19 protein-coding genes are annotated in these 20,358 nt (G+C 62.2%); 11 read left to right on the top strand and 8 right to left on the bottom strand.

The window, feature by feature from the left end; translation table 11 throughout:
• Window positions 1-66 precede the first annotated feature (66 nt).
• From B9Z43_RS05095 to B9Z43_RS05055, 9 genes are all read left to right on the top strand, one after another.
• The gene (locus B9Z43_RS05095; RefSeq protein WP_108323380.1) at window positions 67-594 is read left to right on the top strand and encodes a TRAP transporter small permease; all 528 of its coding nucleotides are present in this window, start codon (window positions 67-69) and stop codon (window positions 592-594) included.
• Window positions 591-1,889, top strand: a complete 1,299-nt coding sequence (locus B9Z43_RS05090) for a TRAP transporter large permease (protein WP_108323377.1) — start codon at window positions 591-593, stop codon at window positions 1,887-1,889. Before B9Z43_RS05095 ends, B9Z43_RS05090 begins: the two co-directional genes overlap by 4 nt.
• 38 nt (window positions 1,890-1,927) lie before the next feature.
• Complete coding sequence (locus tag B9Z43_RS05085) at window positions 1,928-2,962, top strand: DctP family TRAP transporter solute-binding subunit (protein ID WP_108323375.1); 1,035 nt, start codon at window positions 1,928-1,930, stop codon at window positions 2,960-2,962.
• 128 nt (window positions 2,963-3,090) lie between these two features.
• A complete protein-coding gene (locus B9Z43_RS05080) occupies window positions 3,091-4,020 on the top strand; it encodes an SMP-30/gluconolactonase/LRE family protein (RefSeq protein ID WP_108324115.1) in 930 nt (309 codons plus the stop codon).
• A 93-nt stretch (window positions 4,021-4,113) separates the two neighbouring features.
• Window positions 4,114-5,271, top strand: a complete 1,158-nt coding sequence (gene glcE / locus B9Z43_RS05075) for a glycolate oxidase subunit GlcE (RefSeq protein WP_108323373.1) — start codon at window positions 4,114-4,116, stop codon at window positions 5,269-5,271.
• A gap of 12 nt (window positions 5,272-5,283) precedes the next feature.
• Complete coding sequence (gene glcF, locus B9Z43_RS05070) at window positions 5,284-6,528, top strand: glycolate oxidase subunit GlcF (RefSeq protein WP_108323370.1); 1,245 nt, start codon at window positions 5,284-5,286, stop codon at window positions 6,526-6,528.
• Between the two features lie 45 nt (window positions 6,529-6,573).
• Entirely contained in the window at window positions 6,574-6,918 is a 345-nt protein-coding gene (locus B9Z43_RS05065; protein WP_108285689.1) for a hypothetical protein, read from the top strand.
• Window positions 6,915-8,114 (top strand): type II toxin-antitoxin system HipA family toxin, encoded by a 1,200-nt coding sequence (locus B9Z43_RS05060; protein WP_108323368.1) that lies wholly within the window; start codon window positions 6,915-6,917, stop codon window positions 8,112-8,114. Before B9Z43_RS05065 ends, B9Z43_RS05060 begins: the two co-directional genes overlap by 4 nt.
• 41 nt (window positions 8,115-8,155) lie before the next feature.
• Window positions 8,156-9,040, top strand: a complete 885-nt coding sequence (locus B9Z43_RS05055; RefSeq protein ID WP_233250052.1) for a LysR family transcriptional regulator — start codon at window positions 8,156-8,158, stop codon at window positions 9,038-9,040.
• 21 nt (window positions 9,041-9,061) lie between these two features.
• On the opposite strand, the gene B9Z43_RS05050 is transcribed toward B9Z43_RS05055, so the two are convergent.
• From B9Z43_RS05050 to B9Z43_RS05020, 7 genes are all read right to left on the bottom strand, one after another.
• Window positions 9,062-9,397, bottom strand: a complete 336-nt coding sequence (locus B9Z43_RS05050) for a P-II family nitrogen regulator (protein WP_108324114.1) — start codon at window positions 9,395-9,397, stop codon at window positions 9,062-9,064.
• A 10-nt stretch (window positions 9,398-9,407) separates the two neighbouring features.
• Entirely contained in the window at window positions 9,408-12,497 is a 3,090-nt protein-coding gene (locus B9Z43_RS05045) for an efflux RND transporter permease subunit (RefSeq protein ID WP_108323363.1), read from the bottom strand.
• A 3-nt stretch (window positions 12,498-12,500) separates the two neighbouring features.
• Complete coding sequence (locus B9Z43_RS05040) at window positions 12,501-13,670, bottom strand: efflux RND transporter periplasmic adaptor subunit (RefSeq protein ID WP_108323361.1); 1,170 nt, start codon at window positions 13,668-13,670, stop codon at window positions 12,501-12,503.
• 18 nt (window positions 13,671-13,688) lie between these two features.
• The gene (locus tag B9Z43_RS05035) at window positions 13,689-15,005 is read right to left on the bottom strand and encodes a TolC family protein (RefSeq protein ID WP_108323359.1); all 1,317 of its coding nucleotides are present in this window, start codon (window positions 15,003-15,005) and stop codon (window positions 13,689-13,691) included.
• 159 nt (window positions 15,006-15,164) lie between these two features.
• Window positions 15,165-15,647, bottom strand: a complete 483-nt coding sequence (locus B9Z43_RS05030) for a glutathione peroxidase (RefSeq protein ID WP_108323357.1) — start codon at window positions 15,645-15,647, stop codon at window positions 15,165-15,167.
• Window positions 15,648-15,660: 13 nt separating this feature from the next.
• Window positions 15,661-16,554: a DMT family transporter gene (locus B9Z43_RS05025; RefSeq protein WP_108323355.1), complete on the bottom strand. Its 894-nt coding sequence runs from the start codon at window positions 16,552-16,554 to the stop codon at window positions 15,661-15,663.
• An 8-nt stretch (window positions 16,555-16,562) separates the two neighbouring features.
• Window positions 16,563-17,192, bottom strand: coding sequence for a DedA family protein (locus tag B9Z43_RS05020; protein ID WP_108323353.1), 630 nt, complete (start codon window positions 17,190-17,192; stop codon window positions 16,563-16,565).
• 216 nt (window positions 17,193-17,408) lie between these two features.
• Between B9Z43_RS05020 and alr the strand changes: the two genes are divergently transcribed.
• Both alr and B9Z43_RS05010 read left to right on the top strand, forming a co-directional pair.
• Window positions 17,409-18,506: an alanine racemase gene (alr, locus tag B9Z43_RS05015; protein ID WP_108324113.1), complete on the top strand. Its 1,098-nt coding sequence runs from the start codon at window positions 17,409-17,411 to the stop codon at window positions 18,504-18,506.
• A 64-nt stretch (window positions 18,507-18,570) separates the two neighbouring features.
• Complete coding sequence (locus tag B9Z43_RS05010) at window positions 18,571-19,494, top strand: DMT family transporter (RefSeq protein WP_108323351.1); 924 nt, start codon at window positions 18,571-18,573, stop codon at window positions 19,492-19,494.
• Between the two features lie 7 nt (window positions 19,495-19,501).
• Here the strand turns inward: B9Z43_RS05010 and B9Z43_RS05005 are convergent, their stop codons facing one another.
• On the bottom strand, window positions 19,502-20,260 hold the full coding sequence (locus B9Z43_RS05005; RefSeq protein WP_108324112.1) for a TSUP family transporter: 759 nt from the start codon (window positions 20,258-20,260) through the stop codon (window positions 19,502-19,504).
• Between the last annotated feature and the right edge of the window lie 98 nt (window positions 20,261-20,358).

Here is a 20,358-nt window from a genome sequence, read left to right as displayed (position 1 = left end):
ATCGGCGAGCCAGAAGGCCGCCGGTGAGGGTGGTAAAGTGCCTTGTTAATTTTTGCATTCCCCCCCATGTCACATATTCCCCCCAACGACAAGACTGCCACAGCAGATTTCATGGTCGAGGAGTCGGATGAGCAAACCGTCGTTCCGCTCAAAATTGAAGATTGGTTGACCGTGATCGTCATGGGCCTGCTGTCCCTGATCACCTTTGCCAACGTGCTGGTCCGCTATTTCACCGACCAGTCTTTTGCCTGGACTGAAGAGTTCTCGGTCTTTCTGATGATCGTGCTGGCGCTGGTGGCCGGCTCGGCTTCGGTGGCGCGCAATCGCCAAATTCGCATCGAATACTTTGCCGACAGCGGCTCTGAAAAACGCCAACGTGCACTTGCCCGGTTTGGGGCCTTGATGGTGTTCGCCTTGTTTGCGCTGATTGCTGTGCTCAGCGCCCGCGTGGTCTGGGACGATTACCGGTTTGGCGAAACTTCGCCCGGCATCGGTGTCCCACAGTGGTGGTACACCATCTGGTTGCCCGTCATGTCGGTCGCCATTGCCGGCCGTGCGCTGGGCTTGTTCATCCGTCGGGGGCGCCAGCCATGATCCCAACGCTCCTTTTTGTAGCCTTCGTGGTCATGATGCTCATGGGTGTGCCCATCGGTGCCGCCTTGGGCCTGGCCGGTGCGGCTTGCATTGCCTTGGCCAACACCGATGCGCAGTGGTTCGGCCTCTTGGCGGTGCCGCAAAACTTCTATGCCGGTTTGGGCAAATACCCACTGCTGGCCATTCCCATGTTTGTGCTGGTGGGCTCCATTTTTGACCGTTCGGGCGTGGCGCTGCGCTTGGTCAATTTTGCTGTCGCCATCGTCGGCCGTGGCCCCGGCATGCTGCCTTTGGTGGCGATTGTGGTGGCCATGTTCTTGGGGGGCATCTCCGGTTCTGGCCCGGCCAACGCGGCAGCGGTGGGCGCGGTCATGATCGCGGCCATGTCGCGTGCCGGTTATCCGGCGGCGTTCTCGGCCAGTGTGGTCGGCGCGGCGGCCGCCACCGACATTTTGATTCCGCCTTCGGTGGCCTTCATCGTGTATTCGGTGCTGGTGCCCGGTGCCTCGGTGCCTGCCTTGTTTGCAGCCGGCATGATTCCCGGCGTGCTGGCAGGTCTGGCGTTGATCGTGCCCACCGTGTGGATGGCCCGCAAACACAAGATGGGCGCGCACGAGGCGAGCCTGCCGCGCCCCGAATTGTGGAAAAGTTTTGTGGAAGCCACCTGGGGCCTGGCCGCACCGATTTTGATTTTGGGTGGCATGCGTGCAGGCTGGTTCACGCCCACCGAGGCGGCGGTCGTTGCGGTGTTCTATGGTCTGTTTGTCGGCATGGTGATTTACCGCACCATCAAGCCGCGCGACTTGTTCATCATCTTGCGCGAATCGGGCGAGCTGTCGGCGGTCATCTTGTTGGTGGTCTCGCTGGCGGGCATCTTTGCCTTCTCACTGTCCACGCTGGGCGTGATCGATCCGGTGACCCATGCCATCGTCAACTCAGGTCTGGGTGAATATGGCGTTCTGGCTTTGCTCATCCTCATGCTCATCACCGTTGGTATGTTCCTCGACGGCGTGTCCATCTTCCTGATCTTTGTGCCGCTCTTGTGGCCCATCGTGCAGTTTTACAAATGGGACCCGGTTTGGTTTGGCGTGATCCTCACGCTCAAGGTGGCGCTGGGCCAGTTCACGCCGCCGTTGGCCGTGAACCTGATGGTGTCTTGCCGCATTGCCGGTGTGCGCATGGAAGAGACCGTGCGCTGGGTCGGTTGGATGCTGTTTTCGATGTTCCTGGTCATGCTGGCCGTGATCGCCTGGCCCGAGCTGGCCCTGTGGTTGCCGCGTCAGATGGGCTATTAAGATCGCTGCTGTACTTTTTCAAAACAAGGAGACTTTTCATGAAACTTCGCCGTCACCTGCTCAGCCTGCTGGCTGCAGCCACCGCCTTCGGTGCTTTCTCTGCCCCCGCTGCTGCGGCCGACTACAAAGCCGAATACCGCTTGTCCATCGTGCTGGCACCGCCCACACCTTGGGGTCAAGCCGCCAAGATCTGGTCTGACCTCGTCAAAGAGCGTACCCAGGGCCGCATCAATATCAAGCTCTACCCCGGCGTGTCGCTCATCCAGGGCGACCAGACCCGTGAATTCAGCGCTCTGCGCCAAGGTGTGATCGACATGGCCGTGGGCTCGACCATCAACTGGTCGCCCCAGGTGAAAGAACTGAACCTGTTCTCGCTGCCTTTCCTGATGCCCGACTACGCCGCCATCGACGCGCTGACCCAAGGCTCGGTGGGCAAGAAGATTTTCCAGACGCTGGACAAATCCGGCGTCGTGCCCCTGGCCTGGGGTGAGAACGGTTACCGCGAAGTGACCAACTCCAAGCGCGCCATCAAGTCGCCAGCCGATCTGAAGGGCATGAAAATCCGCGTGGTGGGCTCGCCCATTTACTCGGACATGTTCAGCGCCATGGGCGCCAACCCCACGCAAATGAGCTGGGCCGATGCGCAACCTGCACTGTCCAGCGGCGCAGTGGACGGTCAAGAGAACCCATTGTTTTTGTTCACCGTGCTCAAGATGCAAAACGTTGGCCAGAAGTTTGTGACCTCTTGGGGCTACGTGGCCGACCCATTGATCTTCGTGGTCAACAAAGACATCTGGGCTTCGTGGACACCCGCTGACCAGGCCATCGTGCGCCAAGCCGCTATCGATGCAGGCAAGCAAGAAATCGCCATCGCCCGCAAAGGCCTGACCGAAGCCGACAAGCCCGCCTTCAAGGACATCGCCGCCATGGGCGTGACGGTCACGCACCTCACACCCGCCGAGCGCGAGGCCTTTGTGAAGGTGACGCGCCCTGTGTACGACAAGTGGAAAAACACCGTTGGTGTGGCTTTGGTGAAAGAAGCCGAAGACGCGATCGCTGCACGCAAGAAGTGATCCGAGCCGGGCTTGCCCGGTCGCCACGCCACAGCCCGCAGCGCTTGCGCCCTGCGGGCTGTTTCCTTGGGGTTACCAAAATGTGTTCGGCCCCCGAAAACCCGAGCCGCAGGGGCACAATGCCCCACATGAACAACGCACCCACCTGGACCGCCATCACCACCGTGCCCGACGGCTTGAGCGAATCGCCGTTTTGGCATCCGCAAGAAAACCGCCTGTACTGGGTGGACATCCCGGGCCGCAGGCTGGCGCGACTGGCCATTGCAGGGCAGATGCAGCCACAAGGCGAAGTGCAATATTGGCCCATGGCCGAAGAGCCGGGCTGCATCGCCCCCGTGCAAGGCGGCGGCCTGGTCATCGCCCTGCGCGACGGCATCTACCTGGCCACAAGCTGGGGTGGTCCGCTGCAACAGTTGGCCGCCGCGCCTTATGACACCGCCAAACTGCGCTTCAACGATGGCAAGTGCGACGCACAAGGCCGCTTTTGGGCGGGCAGTTTGTACGAACCCAGGGACCAGGCGCTGGGCGTTTTGTACATGCTGGACGGCCAGGGCCTGCACCCCATGATGGACGGTGTGGTGACCGCCAACGGCTTGGCCTGGTCACCCGACGGCCGCACCGCCTATTGGGCCGACACCGCCGCGCACCAAGTGCGGGCGTTTGACTTTGATCCGGCCACCGGCCAACTGAGCGCCGGGCGCGTGTTCCACCCAATGACACCCAAGCCCGCAGGCTGGGCCTGGGGCGATGCTGCGGCTTATGGCGGCCGCCCCGACGGCGCGGCTGTGGACAGCGAAGGCTGCTACTGGAGCGCCCAATACGAAGGCCAGCGCCTACTGCGCCTGTCGCCCAACGGCCAAGTGCTGGCCGAAGTGCGCACCCCCGTGCCATGCCCCACCATGCCTTGCTTTGGCGGGCCCGACCTGAAAACCCTGTTCATCACCACCTCCCGCCAAGGCCGCAGAGCGCAAGAGCTGGCGCAGTTCCCTCTGGCGGGCTGCGTGTTGGCGATGCGGGTGGAGGTGGCGGGCTTACCGGTGAATTTCTGCACGCCATGACACTGACGTGCTGGGGCAGCGCGAATTTCCCACAACCCCCCCGTTAAAAATCTTCACGCCCCGGTCAAGGGGTGGGGGTTACCATCTTTGCCCATGGAAGCTCAACTCAATTCCCTCATCGACGCCGTGCGCCAGGCGGGTGCGGATGGCCGCGTGCTGCGCTTGCGCGGCGGTGGCAGCAAAGATTTTTGGGGCCAAAGCCTCACGGGCGATGTGCTCGATACCCGAGGCTACCGGGGCATCGTCAGTCACGAGCCCAGCGAATTGGTGGTCATGGTGCGCTGCGGTACGCCCCTGGCCGAGCTGGAAGCCGCTTTGGCCGAGAAGGGCCAATGCCTTGCGTTTGAGCCGCCGCACTTTGGCGAGGGCGCTACGGTGGGCGGCATGCTGGCTGCAGGCCTGAGCGGCCCGGCCCGTGCCACCGCTGGCGCTGTGCGCGACTATGTTTTGGGCGCCCGCTTCATCAACGGTTTGGGCGAGCACCTGACCTTTGGTGGGCAGGTCATGAAAAACGTGGCCGGTTACGACGTCAGCCGCTTGATGGCGGGCAGCTGGGGCACGTTGGGTTTGATCACCGAAGTCAGCCTGAAAGTTTTGCCTGTGGCCCCGGCCGAGGCCACGCTGATGTGCGCGGGTCTGCCCCAAAAAACCGCGCTCGACTTGCTCCACCGCTGGGGCGGTCAGCCTCTGCCGCTGAACGCCAGCGCCTGGGTGCGCGACACCACGGCCCAGCCGGTGGCCGACTATTTGTTTGTGCGCCTGCGCGGTGCGGTGGCGGCGGTGCAGTCGGCCACGACCCGCATGACGGCCGATGCCGTCGCCTTGGGTGCCCAGGTGACCGTGATGGACAAGGCCGAAGCCGCTGCCGACTGGCGGGCCAGCGGTGAGCAAACCTTGCCATTCTTTGAGGCGCCCGCGCCCGATGCTTGCCTCTGGCGCTTGTCGCTGCCGCAAACCGCGCCGGTGCTGGACTTGCCCGGTCTGGACCACCCTGCGGAATACATCGAGTGGCAAGGCGCGCAGCGCTGGCTGTGGGCCCCGGCCTCGGCGGCGGTGCCGCTGCGCGAGTTGGCGCAATCGGTCGGCGGCCATGCCACCTTGTTCCGCGCCAGCGCCGCTCATGCCGAGGTGGACAAAATCGCCGGTGTGAACACCCCGCTGGACGCCGTGCAAGCGCGCATCCAGCAACAGCTGCAACAACAGTTCGACCCCAAAGGCGTGTTCGCCACCGGTCGCATGCACCCGCTCTGAGGCGACCTTTCCATGCAAACCCACCTCGCCCCCGAATACCAAAAAACGCCCGAAGGCCTGGAGGCCGAAGCCATTTTGCGCAAGTGCGTGCACTGCGGCTTTTGCACCGCCACTTGCCCAACTTATCAATTGTTGGGCGACGAGCTCGACGGCCCGCGTGGCCGCATCTATTTGATGAAGGCGGTGCTCGAAGGCGAAACGCCCACCCGCAAAACCCAGCAACACCTGGACCGCTGCCTGACCTGCCGCAACTGCGAAAGCACTTGCCCGAGCGGCGTGCAGTACGGCCACCTGGTCGACATCGGCCGCAAGCTGGTGGACGCCAAAGTGGAACGTCCCGTCGGCGAAAAGCTGGTGCGCTGGGCCCTCAAAGAAGGCCTGCCATCGCCCCTGTTTGCTCCTGCCATGAAGATGGGCCAGATGGTGCGCGGCCTGCTGCCAGACAGCCTGAAATCCAAAGTGCCCGCGCCGCAAGACGCCGGTGCTTGGCCGACCCGCCAACATGCCCGCAAGGTGCTGATGCTGGCCGGTTGTGTGCAGCCGAGCATGAGCCCCAACATCAACACCGCCACCGCCCGCGTGCTGGACGCCGCAGGCATCCAGGCCGTGACCGCCCCCAAGGCCGGTTGCTGCGGCGCGGTCAAGTTCCACCTGAACGACCACGACGGCGGCAAAGACCACATGCGTGCCAACATCGACGCTTGGTGGCCGCTGGTGGAGAGCGGCGACGTCGAAGCCATCGTGATGAACGCCTCGGGCTGCGGCGTCATGGTCAAGGACTATGGCCATGTGCTCAAAGACGATCCGCATTACGCCCACAAAGCCGCCCGCATCGGCGCGCTGACGCGCGACCTGAGCGAGCTGCTGCCTGAGCTGGTGCCGCTGCTCAAGGACAAGCTCAAACCTGAGGCGCTGCAAGCCGCAGGCCTGCAGGCCTACCACCCGCCTTGCACGCTGCAACACGGCCAGCAACTCAAAGGCGGCGTCGAGAAACACCTGACCGACCTGGGCTTCCAGATCAAGGTCACCGCCAACGAGTCCCACCTTTGCTGCGGCTCGGCGGGCACCTACAGCGTGCTCAACCCCACGCTGTCCAAACAGCTGCGCGACCGCAAGCTGGGCCACCTGAACGCGCTGGAGCCGCAAGGCGTGCTCAGCGCCAACATCGGCTGCATCACCCACCTGCAAAGCGGCAGCGGCCTGCCGGTGCGTCATTGGGTGGAGTTGGTGGATGAGGCGCTGAATAAGACTTCTTGAAAAATCAAAACAACACAAAAATTAACTTCTGTTAAAGTTTGTGTTATGCCAAAGCCATCTCTAGCTGCCGACCAACTGCCCGCATCCGCAGCCAAAGCGCTGCGGGATTTGGGTGAAAACCTCGCGCTGGCACGTCAGCGCCGCAAGGAAAGTCTGCGCGCTTGGGCCAGTCGCATGGCGGTGTCGGTGCCCACACTCATCCGCATGGAAAAGGGCGACCCGTCGGTGGGCATGGGGGTGTACGCCACAGCGCTGTGGCTCATGGGCCGCCACGCGGCCTTGCCTGAAGTAGCCGCTCCGGCGCAAGACCTGAACGCGTTGGAGCAAGACATCGAGGCGGTACGCCAGCGCGGTCGGCGCATGTCGCGCAAGCCGGAGGAACTCACATGAGCTATGAGCCCCAGGACAGCATGAGCTTGTGGTGCTTGGGTGATGCGGCATCGCCCCAGCGGATTGGTACATTGAGTTTGCAAGACCAGCGCCGCAAAGTGGCCCTGAGTTACGACCCTGCATGGATCGCATCGCCGTTAGGCTTTGCCTTGAGCGAAGACTTGCCCTTACAGCCGGGTTTGCACATGCCTGACATACGCGATACGGCAGCCGGTGCCGTGGACGATGCCCGGCCTGACCAGTGGGGCGAGCGCGTCATCCGCTTGATCGAGCGACCTGTGCGTTTGTCTTTGCTGGAGTATTTGTACTTCGCGGGCGATGAGCGCTTTGGCGCATTGGGCGTTTCATTGCACGCTGAAAAATATGTGCCCGCACCCACAGCGGCCATGCCCACGTTTGAGGGCTTGGCCGCCATGCATCAAGCGGTGCAGCGCATCATGGCGGGTGAGGCGGTCACTGAACATCAGCGCCGCTTGTTGCAGCCGGGCGTCAGCATGGGCGGGGCCAGGCCCAAGTCCTTGATGCAAATCGATGGCGCGTCGTGGGTGGTCAAATTTTCCGAGGGCGGTGAATTGGATTCGCCTTTGATCGAGCACGCCAGCATGCAGTTGGCGCGCGCTTGTGGCATCCACACGGCCGAGACCTTGGCTTTGCCTTTGCCGCAAGGCCATGCGGTGGCCATCAAGCGATTTGACCGACAAGGTGAAAAACGCCTGCACGTCGTGTCGGCCCATGTCGCTCTTCGCGCCGCAGGTGAAGCCATGGGCTACCCTGAATTGGCGCAGCTGATCCGCCGCTTGGGCCACCCCGATCAAGTTCGCGCACAGCAGCAAGAGCTGTTCAGGCGCATGGTCTTCAACATCCTGATCGACAACACCGACGACCACGAAAAAAACCATGCACTGGTGCGGGGTGCGGATGGTTTTTATGCCTTCTCGCCAGCCTTCGATGTTCTGCCTGCGGCGCAAGGTTTGGGCTACCAACAAATGCGTGTGGGCGCCATGGGCCACGAATCCAGCCTGGCCAATGCCTTGTCAGAGGCGCGGGCGTTTGGTCTGACGGATGCCGTGGCACGGCAGACGGTGGCAGAAATGACCCGCCAAGTCGCGCAATGGCAATCGGTGTTCAAGGGTCTGAATGTTTGCGATGCAGACATCGATTTGTTGGCGCAGTACGTGGGCGGTCACAAGAGCTGAAAGCAGGATCCTTGCGGCACAATGACCGCACAGGAGACACCGTGGCTGCATTCAATTACCGACATCTGTATTACTTCTGGGTGGTGGCCAAAGAGGGTGGTTTTGCCCGTGCCGCCGAGCGGCTGGACATGGCCATCCAGACCATCAGTGCGCAGGTGCGCGAGCTGGAAAAGTCTTTTGGGCATCAGCTGCTCAAACCGCAGGGGCGTGGTGTCACGCTGACCGAAGCGGGCGAGGTCGCTTATGCACGCGCCGAAGAAATTTTTCAGATTGGGCAGCGCATCCCGCAAGAGGTGATGCAGGCGGCCACCGTGCCCGCGATCCGTTTGTCGGTGGGTTTGTCGGACGGCATTTCCAAACTGGCGGCGCACAAATTGTTGGGCCCGGCGCTGCAAGAGTCTCAACTGAAGTTGGTTTGCCATGAGGGCGAAATCGAGCAGCTGACGGCTGAGCTGGCCTTGCACCACCTGGACTTGGTCTTGGCCGGGCAGCCCGCGGCGCACAACAGCAATCTGCGTTTGTCGAGCCGTTTGATTTCTTCTTCCGATGTGGGCTGGTTTGGTCCCAGCCCATGGGTGCACAAGGCCGATGTGGAGCAGTTTCCCCAGAGCCTGAGCCGCTTGCCGGTTTTGTTGCCCACCGTGCACTCACCGCTGCGTGCATCGTTGGACCGCTGGTTTGACGAGCTGCAGATTCAACCCCGTGTGGTGGGTGAGTTTGAAGACAGTGCCTTGATGTCGGTGTTTGGCGCGGGGGGCTTGGGGGTGTTCCCGGCCAGCCTGATTGGGCGCGACGACCTGTCTTTGATGAAGGGCCTCAAACTGCTGGGCCAGTCCGAGGTCAAAGAGGACATCTATGCGCTGTACACCCGCCGCAGCAGCCACCACCCCTTGGTCCAAAGCGTGTTGCAGGCGGCGCAGGCTTAAGGCCTGCACCGCTGTGCGGCATCAGCTCAGGCTTTGCTGGTCGCGGATGCGGTGGATGCTGGCGATGTCGATCACCCAAACCAAGCCATCGCCGATCTGGCCGGTGTAACAGGCTTCGATGATGGCGCGGCGAATGGGCTCGACCATCTCATCATTCACGAGCACGCAGACCATCAGCTTGTCGGTGAAGTCGGTCAGCTCATCTTTGACCGAGCGCTTGTTCACAGAGGCCGGGGCGGTGAAACCTTCGGCCTTGAAGATGGTCACACCCGGGAAGTTGGGAATGGCCCGCAAGGCGTCACGCAGGCGTTGCAGACGGTTGGGGCGGACGATGGCGCGAATTTCTTTCATGTGCAATCCTTGTTGATCAGGCTTCACTGGGGTTGTCGTCAAACCAGCGGTAAAGGGTGGGCAGCACCACGAGCGTGAGCAGGGTGGAGGAGATCAGGCCGCCAATGACCACGATGGCCAAGGGGCGCTGAACTTCTGAACCCGGCCCCGTGGCAAACAGGAAGGGTACCAGGCCCAGTAAGGCCACGGTGGCGGTCATCATGACAGGGCGGAATCGCTGTACGCAGCCTTCACGCACGGCGGTGGCCACATCCATGCCGTCTTCGCGCAGGCGGCGGATGCAGGTGACCAGCACCACGCCGTTGAGCACGGCAATGCCCCACAAGGCGATGAAGCCCACAGAGGCTGGCACGCTCACGTATTCGCCCGAGACAAACAGGCCGATCAGACCGCCGATGGAGGCGAAGGGCAAGACCAGAATGATCAGGCCCGCCAGCTTGACCGAGCGGAACAGGATGAACAGCAGGAAGAAAATGGCCACGATGGTCAGTGGCACGATGATGGCCAGTGTGGCCATGGCGCGTTCCATGTTTTCAAACTGACCGCCATACACAAAGTAATAGCCCTCGGGCAGCTTCACCTCCTGGTCGATGCGTTGCTGCACTTCGGTCACAAAGCCGGCCAGGTCACGACCCTCCACATTGGCCCCGACGACCACACGGCGTTTGCCACTTTCACGGCTGATCTGGGCCGGACCATCGACCAGCTGAATGCTGGCCAGACTCGACAGCGGCACTTGCGCACCGCCCGGTGTGGGCAGCAAGGTGTTGCCAATGGCCTCGGCCGATTGGCGTACCTGAGCAGGGAAACGCACCACCACGCTGTAGCGGCGCTCGCCTTCGTAGAGGGTGGTCACGTCTTTGCCACCGATGGCGGTCTCGATGATGCTTTGCACATCGGCCACGTTCAGGCCATGGCGGGCAATGGCTTTGCGGTCAATGTCCACCGTGAGGGCTTGTTGGCCGGACAGACGCTCGATGCGGATGTCGCGGCTGCCTTGCACGCTCTTGAGGATGCGGGCCACTTTCTCAGAAACGTTTTTCAGCTCAGCCAGCTCGTCGCCAAAGATCTTGATGGCCACTTGCGAACGCACACCGGTGACCATTTCATCGACCCGTTCCGAGATGGGCTGTGAGAGCACGATCTGCACGCCCGGGATGCTGGACAGGCGCTGGCGGATGTCTTCGTCGATTTCATCTTGGGTTCGGTCGGATTTCGGATCGAGCAAGACAATCGGATCGGACTCGTTGGGGCCTGCAGGGTCAGCGGGTGATTCGCCCCGTCCGAGTTTGGAGACGACCATGCGCACGCCAGGCACTTCGGCGATGGTTTTCATGGCCGCCATTTCCATGCGGATGGATTCGTCCAGCGAGATGCTGGGCACGCGGTTGATCTGTGGGGTCAGGGCGCCTTCTTTCATGGTGGGCATGAAGGATTTGCCGAGCAGCGGGAACAGCGCCAAGGAGCCCACCAGCAGGGCCACCGCGACGCCGAGCGTGAGACGGTTTTGCGCGGTGGCTGCGTCGAGCAGGCGCAGGTAGCGGACTTTCAGGTATGCGATCAGTCGCGTGTCTTCGCCTGAGCCGCCTTTGAGAAAGTAAGAGCACAGCACCGGCGACAAGAACAGCGAAACCAGCAAGGACACCGCCAAAGACATGGCGATGGTCAGCGCCAGGGGCGCGAACATCTTGCCCTCAATGCCTTGCAGCGTCATCAGCGGCAGGAACACCAAGATGATGATGGCAATGCCAAAGATGGTGGGGGTGGCCACTTCGGTGGTGGCAGCCAACACCGTGCGCACCCGCTCGCCCACGCTTTGGCCTGCGTGTCCCAGTCGGTGGTAGACGTTTTCGACCACCACCACGGTGGCGTCCACCATCAGGCCAATGGCAATGGCCAGGCCCCCCAGTGACATCAGGTTGGCCGAGATGCCGTAGCGGTTCATCAGGATGAAGGTGGTCAGTGGCGTGATGATCAGGGTGGCCACCACGATCAAACTTGAGCGCACATCACCCAAGAAGACAAACAGCACGACGACGACCAGGAAGATGCCTTCGATCAGCACCTTGCCCACGGTCCACAGTGCAGAGTCCACCAGTTCGGTGCGGTCGTAGTAAGGCACGATCTGCAGGCCATCGGGCAGCATGTGCTGGCGGTTGATTTGATCGACACGTTTTTTGACACGCGACACGACTTCTTTGGCGTTGCCCCCGCGCATCATCAGCACGATGCCGGAAACGCCTTCGGTGTAGCCGCCTTTGATGATGGCGCCCTGGCGCACTTCGCTGCCGATTTGCAATTGCGCCACATCGCGCACAAACACGGGCACACCAGCTTGTTCCTTGATCACGATGTTGCCAATGTCATCGATGGACTGGATCAGGCCCACGCCACGGATCAGGTATTGCTCATTGACCTGGGGCAGGATGCCACCGCTGGCGTTGGAGTTGTTGGCGGCAATGGCCTGTACCACTTGCTGCACCGAGAGGTTGTAGTGCCGCAGACGTCCAGGGTCGACCAGTGCTTGGTATTGTTTGACATAACCCCCTTGGGAGTTGATCTCGGCCACGCCTGGAATGGAGCGCAGCAGAGGGCGAACGACCCAATCTTGGATGGTTCGCCGTTCGGCCAATTCTTGCGGTGTGAGGGCGCGTTGGCCGTCATCGGGCCGCTCCAAGGTGTATTGGTACACCTCGCCCAGGCCAGTCGAGACAGGTCCCAACACCGGGGCAATGCCCGCGGGCATGCGGGGCGTGACTTCGATCAGGCGTTCGGTGACCAGTTGTCTGGCGAAGTAAACATCGGTCTTGTCGGTGAACACCAAGGTGATGATGGACAGGCCGCTCTTGTTGAGCGAGCGCATTTCCACCAAGCCAGGCAAGCCGGTCATGGCGATTTCCAGCGGCACGGTCACAAAGCGTTCGATCTCTTCGGGTGACCGACCGGGGGCTTCAGTGGCCACCTGAACCTGGACGTTGGTCACATCCGGAAAGGCATCGACCGACAGGCGCGTGGCTTCACGCAGACCAAAGGCGCAAAGCACCAGTGCGAGGACCACAACAATCAGGCGCTGGCTCAGCGCCCCACGGATCATGGAGATGATCATGCGTTACTCCAACTCAGCGCGTTTGCGCTCGTTGTTCATGTGAAAAGCACCTTCGGTGACCACTTCCGTGCCTTCGGTCAGACCTTTGAGGACGGGGCGCATGTCGTCTTGTGCAGGGGCCAATTCAACGGGGGTCAGGCGAAAGCGTTGCTCAGCGGTGCGCACAAAGACGTGGTCGCGGTCGTTTTCGCGCACCACGGCTTGCGCAGGCAAGGCCAGCGTCTGTTGCGCTCCGCCGCGCACACGCATGGTGGCCAGCATCTGGGGCTTCAGGTCGCGCTTGGGGTTGTCCACTTGCGTGCGGATGGTCACGCTGCGGGTCTCGGGCGAGACGGTGTCGCCTACATAGACGATCTTGCCCGACAGTGAGCGGTTGCCCAGTGCCGGCACTTCGATCATCACGGTTTGGCCCGCTTGCACGGAGCGTGCGGTTTGTTCGGGCAGTGCGCCCACCACCCACACCGTGTCCAGATCGGCCACCGTGAACAAATGGTCACCCGGTTGAGCCACTTGCCCGTTGCTGACTTTGCGCTCGATCACCACACCGGCCAGTGTGGCGCTGACGGCCGCCACGGGGTGCAGTGTGCCTTGGTCTTTGAGGCGATCAATGGCTTCGGAGGGTAAGCCCATCAAACGCAACTGGTCGCCTGCGGCGCGCAACTCCGCACGGGCGACGGCCAGCTCGGATTCTCGGCGCTGCAATTCTGCCGAGCCGATCACATCGGCTTGGATGAGCTGACGCGCCCTGTCGACTGCCCGTTCGGCTTGCGATGCGGCAGAGTGCGCTTTGAGAAAGCCCATTTGCGCGGTGGTCAGTTCGCTGCTGGCCAGACGCGCCAATGCTTGACCTCGTTGAACCCGGTCACCGACTTCCGCCAGAACTTCAGTCACGCGCCCTGTGACAGCTGCACCAATGCGGGTGACCAAGCGGTCATTGGCCTCGATGCGGCCTGAAATCTCAAGCCACGGGATGATTTGCTGTGTTTCCAGTTTGCTCACTTTGAACTGGTTGGCCATCTCAGGTTTGATCACCACACTCAAAGGATCGGCTTCGGCGGTGGCGGCTGGTGTGGGCGCTGAAGCTTTGTCGCCGCAGGCGGCCAACAACAAGACGCTGGTGCCCAAGAGCATGGACAAGACGGTGCGTTGGAAGGTGAAGGATTGGGGTGTCATGACGAGGTCCTGCAAAATTCAAGAAGGTGTGTGTTCGATGTTCTGGCCGATCAACTGGTCCAGCATGACGCGCGCTTCTTGCAACTGGTAGCGTGCCTGGATCAGGTCAGCGCGGACGCTGCGCAACACGCGTTGCGCGTCCAACACATCCAGAATGCCCCGCTCACCAAAGCGGTAAGCGGCTTGTGCCACGCGCAAGGCCGCTTCGGCCTCGCGCACGGAGCCCTGGCTCAAGGCCTCGATGCGCAGACGCGCCATCTCCAGGGACTTCCAGGTCAACAACACTTGTTGGGACAGCTCGGCCTTGCGCCCTTCCAGGCGTATTTGCGCGCGCTCCAGTTCGGCACTGGCTTGTGCGATGGGCCCTGAGCGCCTGTCCAGCAAAGGAAGCTGAACGCCCACGCCCCATTGGCCTTGACGAAACTCCGGATCACGGCTTTGGCTGTAGCGCAACTCCACGCCTGGCCAGCGGCTGGATTCGGCGCTGCGCAGTTGCGCTTGCGCTTTGTTCACATCGGTTTGGAGCAAACTCAACTCGGTGTTGTGCTTGAGCATCAATTGCTGCAGTTGCGCCATGTCCAGTAACTCTTGGCTGTCTTTGAGATCGCCTTGCAGTCGCCATTGCGCAGGCAGCTGGCCGGCAGCCAATTGGTTCAGCTGGATCTTGCTTTGTTCCACCATCAGGCGCGCTGTTTGAAGGCGTTCACGGGCGGTGATGATTTCGGCATCGGCCTTGATGATCTCGTAGCGTGCGGCTTCTCCGCTCTCTACCCTGATGCGCACACGTTCGCGCACCTGCTCCAGCAGCTGCACATCGTCGGCTGCCGCGGTCGCCTGGGCCTGGTGCAGCAGGCCTTGGTATATGAACAAGCGCACCTGGCTCACCAGCCCGTTGCGGGTTTGGCCAATCAGGTGTTTGCCTTCAAGCTCCGACGCGTTGGCGAAGTCAATCCGCGCTTGGCGGCCGTAGGGATTTTCGATGGGTTGACTGAGGGTCCAGCTTCGCAATGCGCCCGATGTCACGCCCGGGATGCGTGCCGTATTGTGGCCTTGTGTCCAGTCAAAACGTGGGTTGGGCAGTGCCCTGGCTGTTTGGATGCCCGATTTGGCGGCGTCGAGCGCGCTTTGCGCTGCGCGCAACTGGGGGTTGTGCTCGAGGACGGTGGCGATGATCTGTGCCTGGGCCAGTTCGGGAGCGGTGGCCGGGTTGATGGGGTTGATCGCCGCAGGCGGTGTGGTTTGTGCCAGCGCGCTGTGCATCAAGAGCGTGAGGGGCCAAGCCCAATGCCAGCTTGGGCGTTTGGCTTGCCCGTTGGCAGATGTGGATAGGCGCATGGGGTTGTTCCGTGGTTCAAAAAACAGATCGAATCCTAAAGCCTGAGAGGCTTTTGAAAAAGCAGATTATTGATGACTGTCAGTTCGTAAAAAACTGAATGTTTTCAGTTCACCATGTCGGTGAAGGCCTGCCGAGGGCCGGCGAGTCGCTGGTCCGCATCAAGCGGCCAGTGCCGCCTCAATGTCTTGAGCGATCTTTGCGGGGGCATCTTGCGGCGCGTAGCGCTTGATCACGCGGCCGTCTTTGCCCACCAGGAACTTGGTGAAGTTCCACTTGATGGCCTTGCTGCCCAAAATGCCGGGGGCTTCGGCGGTGAGCCATTGGTAGAGCGGGTGAGCGCTGTCGCCGTTGACTTTGACCTTGCTCATCATTTGGAAGCTCACGCCGTAGTTCTTCTGGCAGAAGTTGGCGATCTGGGCGTCGTCGCCCGGGTCCTGGCTGGCGAACTGGTTGCACGGAAAACCGATCACTGCCAAGCCTTGTGCGCCGTATTGCTGGTGCAGTTTTTCCAGGCCGGTGAATTGGGGCGTGAAGCCGCAGGCGCTGGCGGTGTTCACGATCAACATCACCTGGCCTTTGTATTGGTTCAGGGCCACGGTTTGGCCGTCAATGCCGAGGGCTTCAAAGTCGTACAGGCTCATGGGGTGCTCCAATTCAGTCGTGTTGCGAAGGGCCGACCACCGACAGCAGCGCCGCCAGCAGGATCAAGGCACCGCCCCATAAGGTGCGGCTGTCCCATTGGGAGGCACCCAGTATGACGGAAGACACGCTGGCAAACAGCACCTCAGACAACATGACCAGGGCCGTGGTGTGGGCAGCCAGCCGCGCCGCACCGTATTGCAGCGCCAGGTTGCCCAGCAAGAAGGACACGCACAGCAGCGCCACAAAAGGCAGCCAGGCCCAGTCGGGGGCGGCACCCGTGCTGACCACGCCTGTGGCCAGTCCGACCAAGGCGGCGGCCGTGGCCATGACCGCGCCACCCCCAAACATGGCCAGGGTGCGCGAGGCGCTGGGGCTGTCTTTGAGCTTGAGCAGCAGCGCGTTGGTCACGGCAAAGGTGAAGCCGCTGAGCAAGGCCAGCACATCGGCCAGGCTCTCGGGTATGGGCCAAGGGGTTTCGGGGGTCTTGAGCACGATGACCAGACCGGCCAGCGCCATGAGCAGCCGCAGCAGCGCCATGGGGCGCGGTCTGTCGCCCAGCATCAGCCAGGCCACCAGCACCGACCAGGCGGGCATCAGGTAAAACAGCAGCACCACGCGCACCACATCACCCACGGTCACGGCCCAGTTGAAGCCCACATTGGTCAGACCCGAAGCCAGCAGCAAGTACCACAGGGCGGGGTGTGCACGCCAGCTCAGCAGGTGGCCGCTGCGCCAAAGAGACGCGCCGATGGCGAGGGTGACAAAACCGTAAACCAGCGCGGTGGCCCACAGCGGGTGCAGGCCCAGCGCTTCGAGTTGTTTGAATGGCCACCAGCAAATGCCCCAGACCAAGGCATTGAACAGCAGCCCGGCCACAGCCAGGCTTGTGTCGGTGGGGCGAGCCATGGCGTGGCTCAGTGGGTGTCGTTGGGGTGTGCGGCGGCAGCTTTGTGCTTGCGCCACCAGCGCCAGCCCACCCAGCCCAGCCCCAGGGCGAGCAGAGCAAAAATGCCGTGCTGGAATTGGCGCAGGACGCCAAACATCCAGTCCCAGTTCTGAGCGCCAAAGTAGCCCAGGTACACCCAGATCGGCACGCTGATCAGGGCGGCAAAGCCGTCCATCAGGAACCAGGTGGGGAAGGTGACGCGGTGGCTCATGCCGGCCGAGAAGAACACGGGCGTGCGCAAGCCGGGCAGAAAGCGGGCCACGAACATGACCCACTTGCCGTATTTGTGGAAGGCGTCTTGCGCGCTGGTGAAGCGCTCGGGTGTCAGGATTTTGCGAAAGCCGGGCATTTGCGAGATGCGTTGGCCATAAAGACGGCCGAGTGTGAACATCAGCCCGTCGCCGATCATCACGCCGGCCATGCCCACGGCAAACATGGTGTGCACATCGGCGTGGCCCAGCCCGGCGATGACACCGCCGGTCACCAGCGTCACGTCTTCAGGGACAGGAATGCCGAAGCCACAGACCAACAGCATCACGAACACGGCCCAGTAGCCGTACTCGGTGAAGATGGGCATCAGAAATTGAAAAACTTCCATCGAATATCAAAGTTCAACCAGCGCCTTGGCGGGTGAGCGAAATGCTCGTTGCCAGAAGGCAGCGGGCCAGTGTAATCCATTTGCATGACCCTTTCGGAGCAGGGTTTGGCGGGGTTTTCCCATGGGCACCCAGTGGGGTTTTGACGGCCATTGCGCGTGGGCGGTGCTTGGGTGTGAAGCTGGCATACTTCATTGGCCTTTTCCACCTTTGCGCCCATGCCCCGTCCGATACAAGCCACCATCCACACCGCCGCCTTGCGCCACAACCTGGGGGCTGCCCGCCAAGCCGCGCCCGACGCCCAGGCCTGGGCGGTGGTCAAGGCCAATGCCTATGGTCACGGCATCGAGCGGGTGTTTGAAGGCCTGCGCGCCGCCGATGGCTTTGCCTTGCTGGACTTGAGCGAAGCCGAGCGCGTGCGTGCCCTGGGCTGGCGCGGCCCCATCTTGCTGCTGGAAGGCGCGTTTGAGGCCCGTGACCTGGAGCTGTGCTCGCGCCTGCACCTGTGGCACACGGTGCATTGCGATGAACAGATCGACATGCTGGCACTGCACAAGACGCACGAGCCGCACCGGGTGTTCCTCAAGATGAACTCGGGCATGAACCGTTTGGGTTTTGCGCCGCAGCGTTACCGCTCGGCCTGGACGCGACTGAACGCTTTGCCCCAGGTGGACGAGATTTCGCTGATCACCCATTTCAGCGATGCCGATGGCGACAAAGGCATTGCCGAGCAAGTGGCACTGTTTGAAGAAGCCACACGCGACCTGCCAGGCGAGCGCAGCCTGAGCAACAGCGCTGCCACTTTGCGCCATGCCCAAGAGGCCAGCGTCAAGGCCGACTGGATCCGCCCGGGCATTGCGCTGTATGGCAGCTCGCCGGATTTCCAGACGCATTCGGCCGCCGATTGGGACTTGCAACCGGCCATGAGCCTGAACGCGAACATCATCGCGGTGCAACAACTGCAAGTGGGTGACAGCGTGGGCTATGGCTCCAGCTTTGTGGCCGATCGGCCCATGCGCATCGGCGTGGTGGCTTGCGGTTATGCCGATGGCTACCCGCGCATTTGCCCCACCGGCACGCCGGTGCTGGTGGATGGCATGCGCAGCCGCACCCTGGGCCGTGTGAGCATGGACATGCTGGCGGTGGACTTGAGCGATTTGCCCGAGGCCGGCATGGGCAGCCGCGTGACCTTGTGGGGACGCGCCGCCAATGGGGCGGTGCTGAGCATCGACGAGGTGGCCCAGGCCGCAGGCACGGTGGGCTACGAGCTGATGTGCGCACTGTCCCAGCGCGTGCCGGTCGTCAACGAAGACTGATCTGGCCCTTGGCCCTTGCTGCACGCGTGACAAGCCTTCTGGCAGGCCACGGTGACAATGGCCCATGCCCCACCGATCGCCCACGCACCGCCATGATCAAACCGCTTTGATGGCCGCGTTGGCCCTGATCGTGATCTGGGGGGCCAACTTCACGCTGCAAAAGTTCCTGTTCGACTTGATCTCGCCCACCGGTTTCCTGATGGCGCGGTACATCATCATGCCGTCGTGTGCGCTCTTGTTGATGCGCTGGCGCCTGGGCCGCTGGCTGCCCGCTTTGCCGCGTAAAGACCTGTTGCACATGGCCTGGCTGGGCTTTGCGGGTCACACCCTGCACGTGGGCTTGGTCACTTACGGCATCCATTGGTCCACCGCGTTTTCCAGCGCGGTCATCCTCGCGTGCGGGCCGGTCTTCACCTTGCTGATCCTGCGTTACAAGGGCTTTGAGCGCTTGAGTCTGGCCCAGATTCTGGGTGTGGCGTTGGCGCTGGGTGGCGTCTTGATGTTTTTGTCCGACAAGCTCTTGGGCGGCCACTGGCGTGCCGGTGGCGGTGATCTGGTCTTGCTGATCGCCGCCAGCCTGTTTTCTTATTACACCGTGGCGGCCAAGCCGCTCATGCAGCGGCATGGGCCGGTGCTGACCATGGGTTACACCACCTTGCTCGGCAGCCTGCCGATTTTGCTTTTGTCGTTGCCGGTGGGCCTGCAGGCCCCATGGGCCACGCTCGATGCATGGGCCTGGGCGGGCCTGTTTTGGTCGGTGCTGGTGTCGGCCTTCATGGGCTGGCTGATCTGGGGCTGGATCAACATCGTGCGTGGCGTGGCCCGCACCGCGCCTCTGATGTATTTGATGCCACCCATGACGGGCTTGTTCGCCTGGGCCTGGTCGGGCGAGCACTACACCTGGATCAAGATCGCTGGCGCGGGCGTGATCCTGTCGGGCGTGGCGCTGGCGCAGTACGCCGGGCAGATCAAGTGGCGCTTGCGCTGAAGTGGCCTTAACGCAGCCAAGTGTCGTAACCGGTCTTGCAGATCAAGGCCAGCACCACGAAGATGAAGACGTGGCGCACAAAGCCCGCGCCGTGCTTGAGGGCCAGCCGGGTGCCGATCAGGCTGCCGATCACGTTGGCCACGGCCATGGCCAGCGCCAGATGCCACCAGACATGGCCTTTGAAGGTGAACAACACCAAGGCCGCCATGTTGGTGAACAGGTTGATGAATTTCGCAGCGGCCGAGGCGTGCAAAAAGTCATAACCCAGCCAGCGCACATAGGCAAACACCAAAAAACTGCCGGTGCCGGGGCCAAAGAAGCCGTCGTAAAACCCGATCACCAGGCCGATGCCTGCCGCCACCCAGGCCTCTTGCGAACCGGCAAAGCGCGGCGCGTGGCTGCGGCCCATGTCTTTTTTGACCAAGGTGTACAGCAAGAGCAAGACCAGCAGGACCGGCAAAGCTTTGCGAAACAGGCTGGGGTCCACTTGGGTGACGACCCAGGCACCGGCCAAAGAGCCCAGCAGACCGAGACCGGCTCCAGGCAGCAAAGATCGCCAGGGCATGACCACTTTGCGGCTGTACTGCACGGTGGCAAAGGCGGTGCCCCAGATCGAGGCGCTTTTGTTGGTGCCAAACAAGGTGGCGGGCGGCGCGCCGGGGAAGGTGGCAAACAGGGCGGGCAGCAAGATCAGGCCACCGCCACCGACGATCGAGTCCACCAGCCCGGCCAGCAGCGAGGCCAGCGAAACAATCAACAATTCCATGCGGTCGATTGTGGCATTGGGGGCGCGCAAGGCCTGTCGGGCCAGCGACGGGCGAAAAAAAAGCGCCGCTTGCGCGGCGCCTGAGAAGTCACATCTCG

The organism is Limnohabitans sp. MMS-10A-192, from assembly GCF_003063335.1.
Taxonomy (GTDB): domain Bacteria; phylum Pseudomonadota; class Gammaproteobacteria; order Burkholderiales; family Burkholderiaceae_C; genus Limnohabitans_A.
Note: the sequence above shows the minus strand (reverse complement) of the source record. Positions and strands in the feature narration are given on the sequence as shown.

Coding starts and splice junctions, on each gene's coding strand:
- B9Z43_RS05095 (WP_108323380.1), top strand. CDS start 67: ATGTCACATATTCCCCCCAACGACAAGACTGCCACAGCAGATTTCATG.
- B9Z43_RS05090 (WP_108323377.1), top strand. CDS start 591: ATGATCCCAACGCTCCTTTTTGTAGCCTTCGTGGTCATGATGCTCATG.
- B9Z43_RS05085 (WP_108323375.1), top strand. CDS start 1,928: ATGAAACTTCGCCGTCACCTGCTCAGCCTGCTGGCTGCAGCCACCGCC.
- B9Z43_RS05080 (WP_108324115.1), top strand. CDS start 3,091: ATGAACAACGCACCCACCTGGACCGCCATCACCACCGTGCCCGACGGC.
- glcE (WP_108323373.1), top strand. CDS start 4,114: ATGGAAGCTCAACTCAATTCCCTCATCGACGCCGTGCGCCAGGCGGGT.
- glcF (WP_108323370.1), top strand. CDS start 5,284: ATGCAAACCCACCTCGCCCCCGAATACCAAAAAACGCCCGAAGGCCTG.
- B9Z43_RS05065 (WP_108285689.1), top strand. CDS start 6,574: ATGCCAAAGCCATCTCTAGCTGCCGACCAACTGCCCGCATCCGCAGCC.
- B9Z43_RS05060 (WP_108323368.1), top strand. CDS start 6,915: ATGAGCTATGAGCCCCAGGACAGCATGAGCTTGTGGTGCTTGGGTGAT.
- B9Z43_RS05045 (WP_108323363.1), bottom strand. CDS start 12,497: ATGATCATCTCCATGATCCGTGGGGCGCTGAGCCAGCGCCTGATTGTT.
- B9Z43_RS05040 (WP_108323361.1), bottom strand. CDS start 13,670: ATGACACCCCAATCCTTCACCTTCCAACGCACCGTCTTGTCCATGCTC.
- B9Z43_RS05035 (WP_108323359.1), bottom strand. CDS start 15,005: ATGCGCCTATCCACATCTGCCAACGGGCAAGCCAAACGCCCAAGCTGG.
- B9Z43_RS05030 (WP_108323357.1), bottom strand. CDS start 15,647: ATGAGCCTGTACGACTTTGAAGCCCTCGGCATTGACGGCCAAACCGTG.
- B9Z43_RS05025 (WP_108323355.1), bottom strand. CDS start 16,554: ATGGCTCGCCCCACCGACACAAGCCTGGCTGTGGCCGGGCTGCTGTTC.
- B9Z43_RS05020 (WP_108323353.1), bottom strand. CDS start 17,192: ATGGAAGTTTTTCAATTTCTGATGCCCATCTTCACCGAGTACGGCTAC.
- alr (WP_108324113.1), top strand. CDS start 17,409: ATGCCCCGTCCGATACAAGCCACCATCCACACCGCCGCCTTGCGCCAC.
- B9Z43_RS05010 (WP_108323351.1), top strand. CDS start 18,571: ATGCCCCACCGATCGCCCACGCACCGCCATGATCAAACCGCTTTGATG.
- B9Z43_RS05005 (WP_108324112.1), bottom strand. CDS start 20,260: ATGGAATTGTTGATTGTTTCGCTGGCCTCGCTGCTGGCCGGGCTGGTG.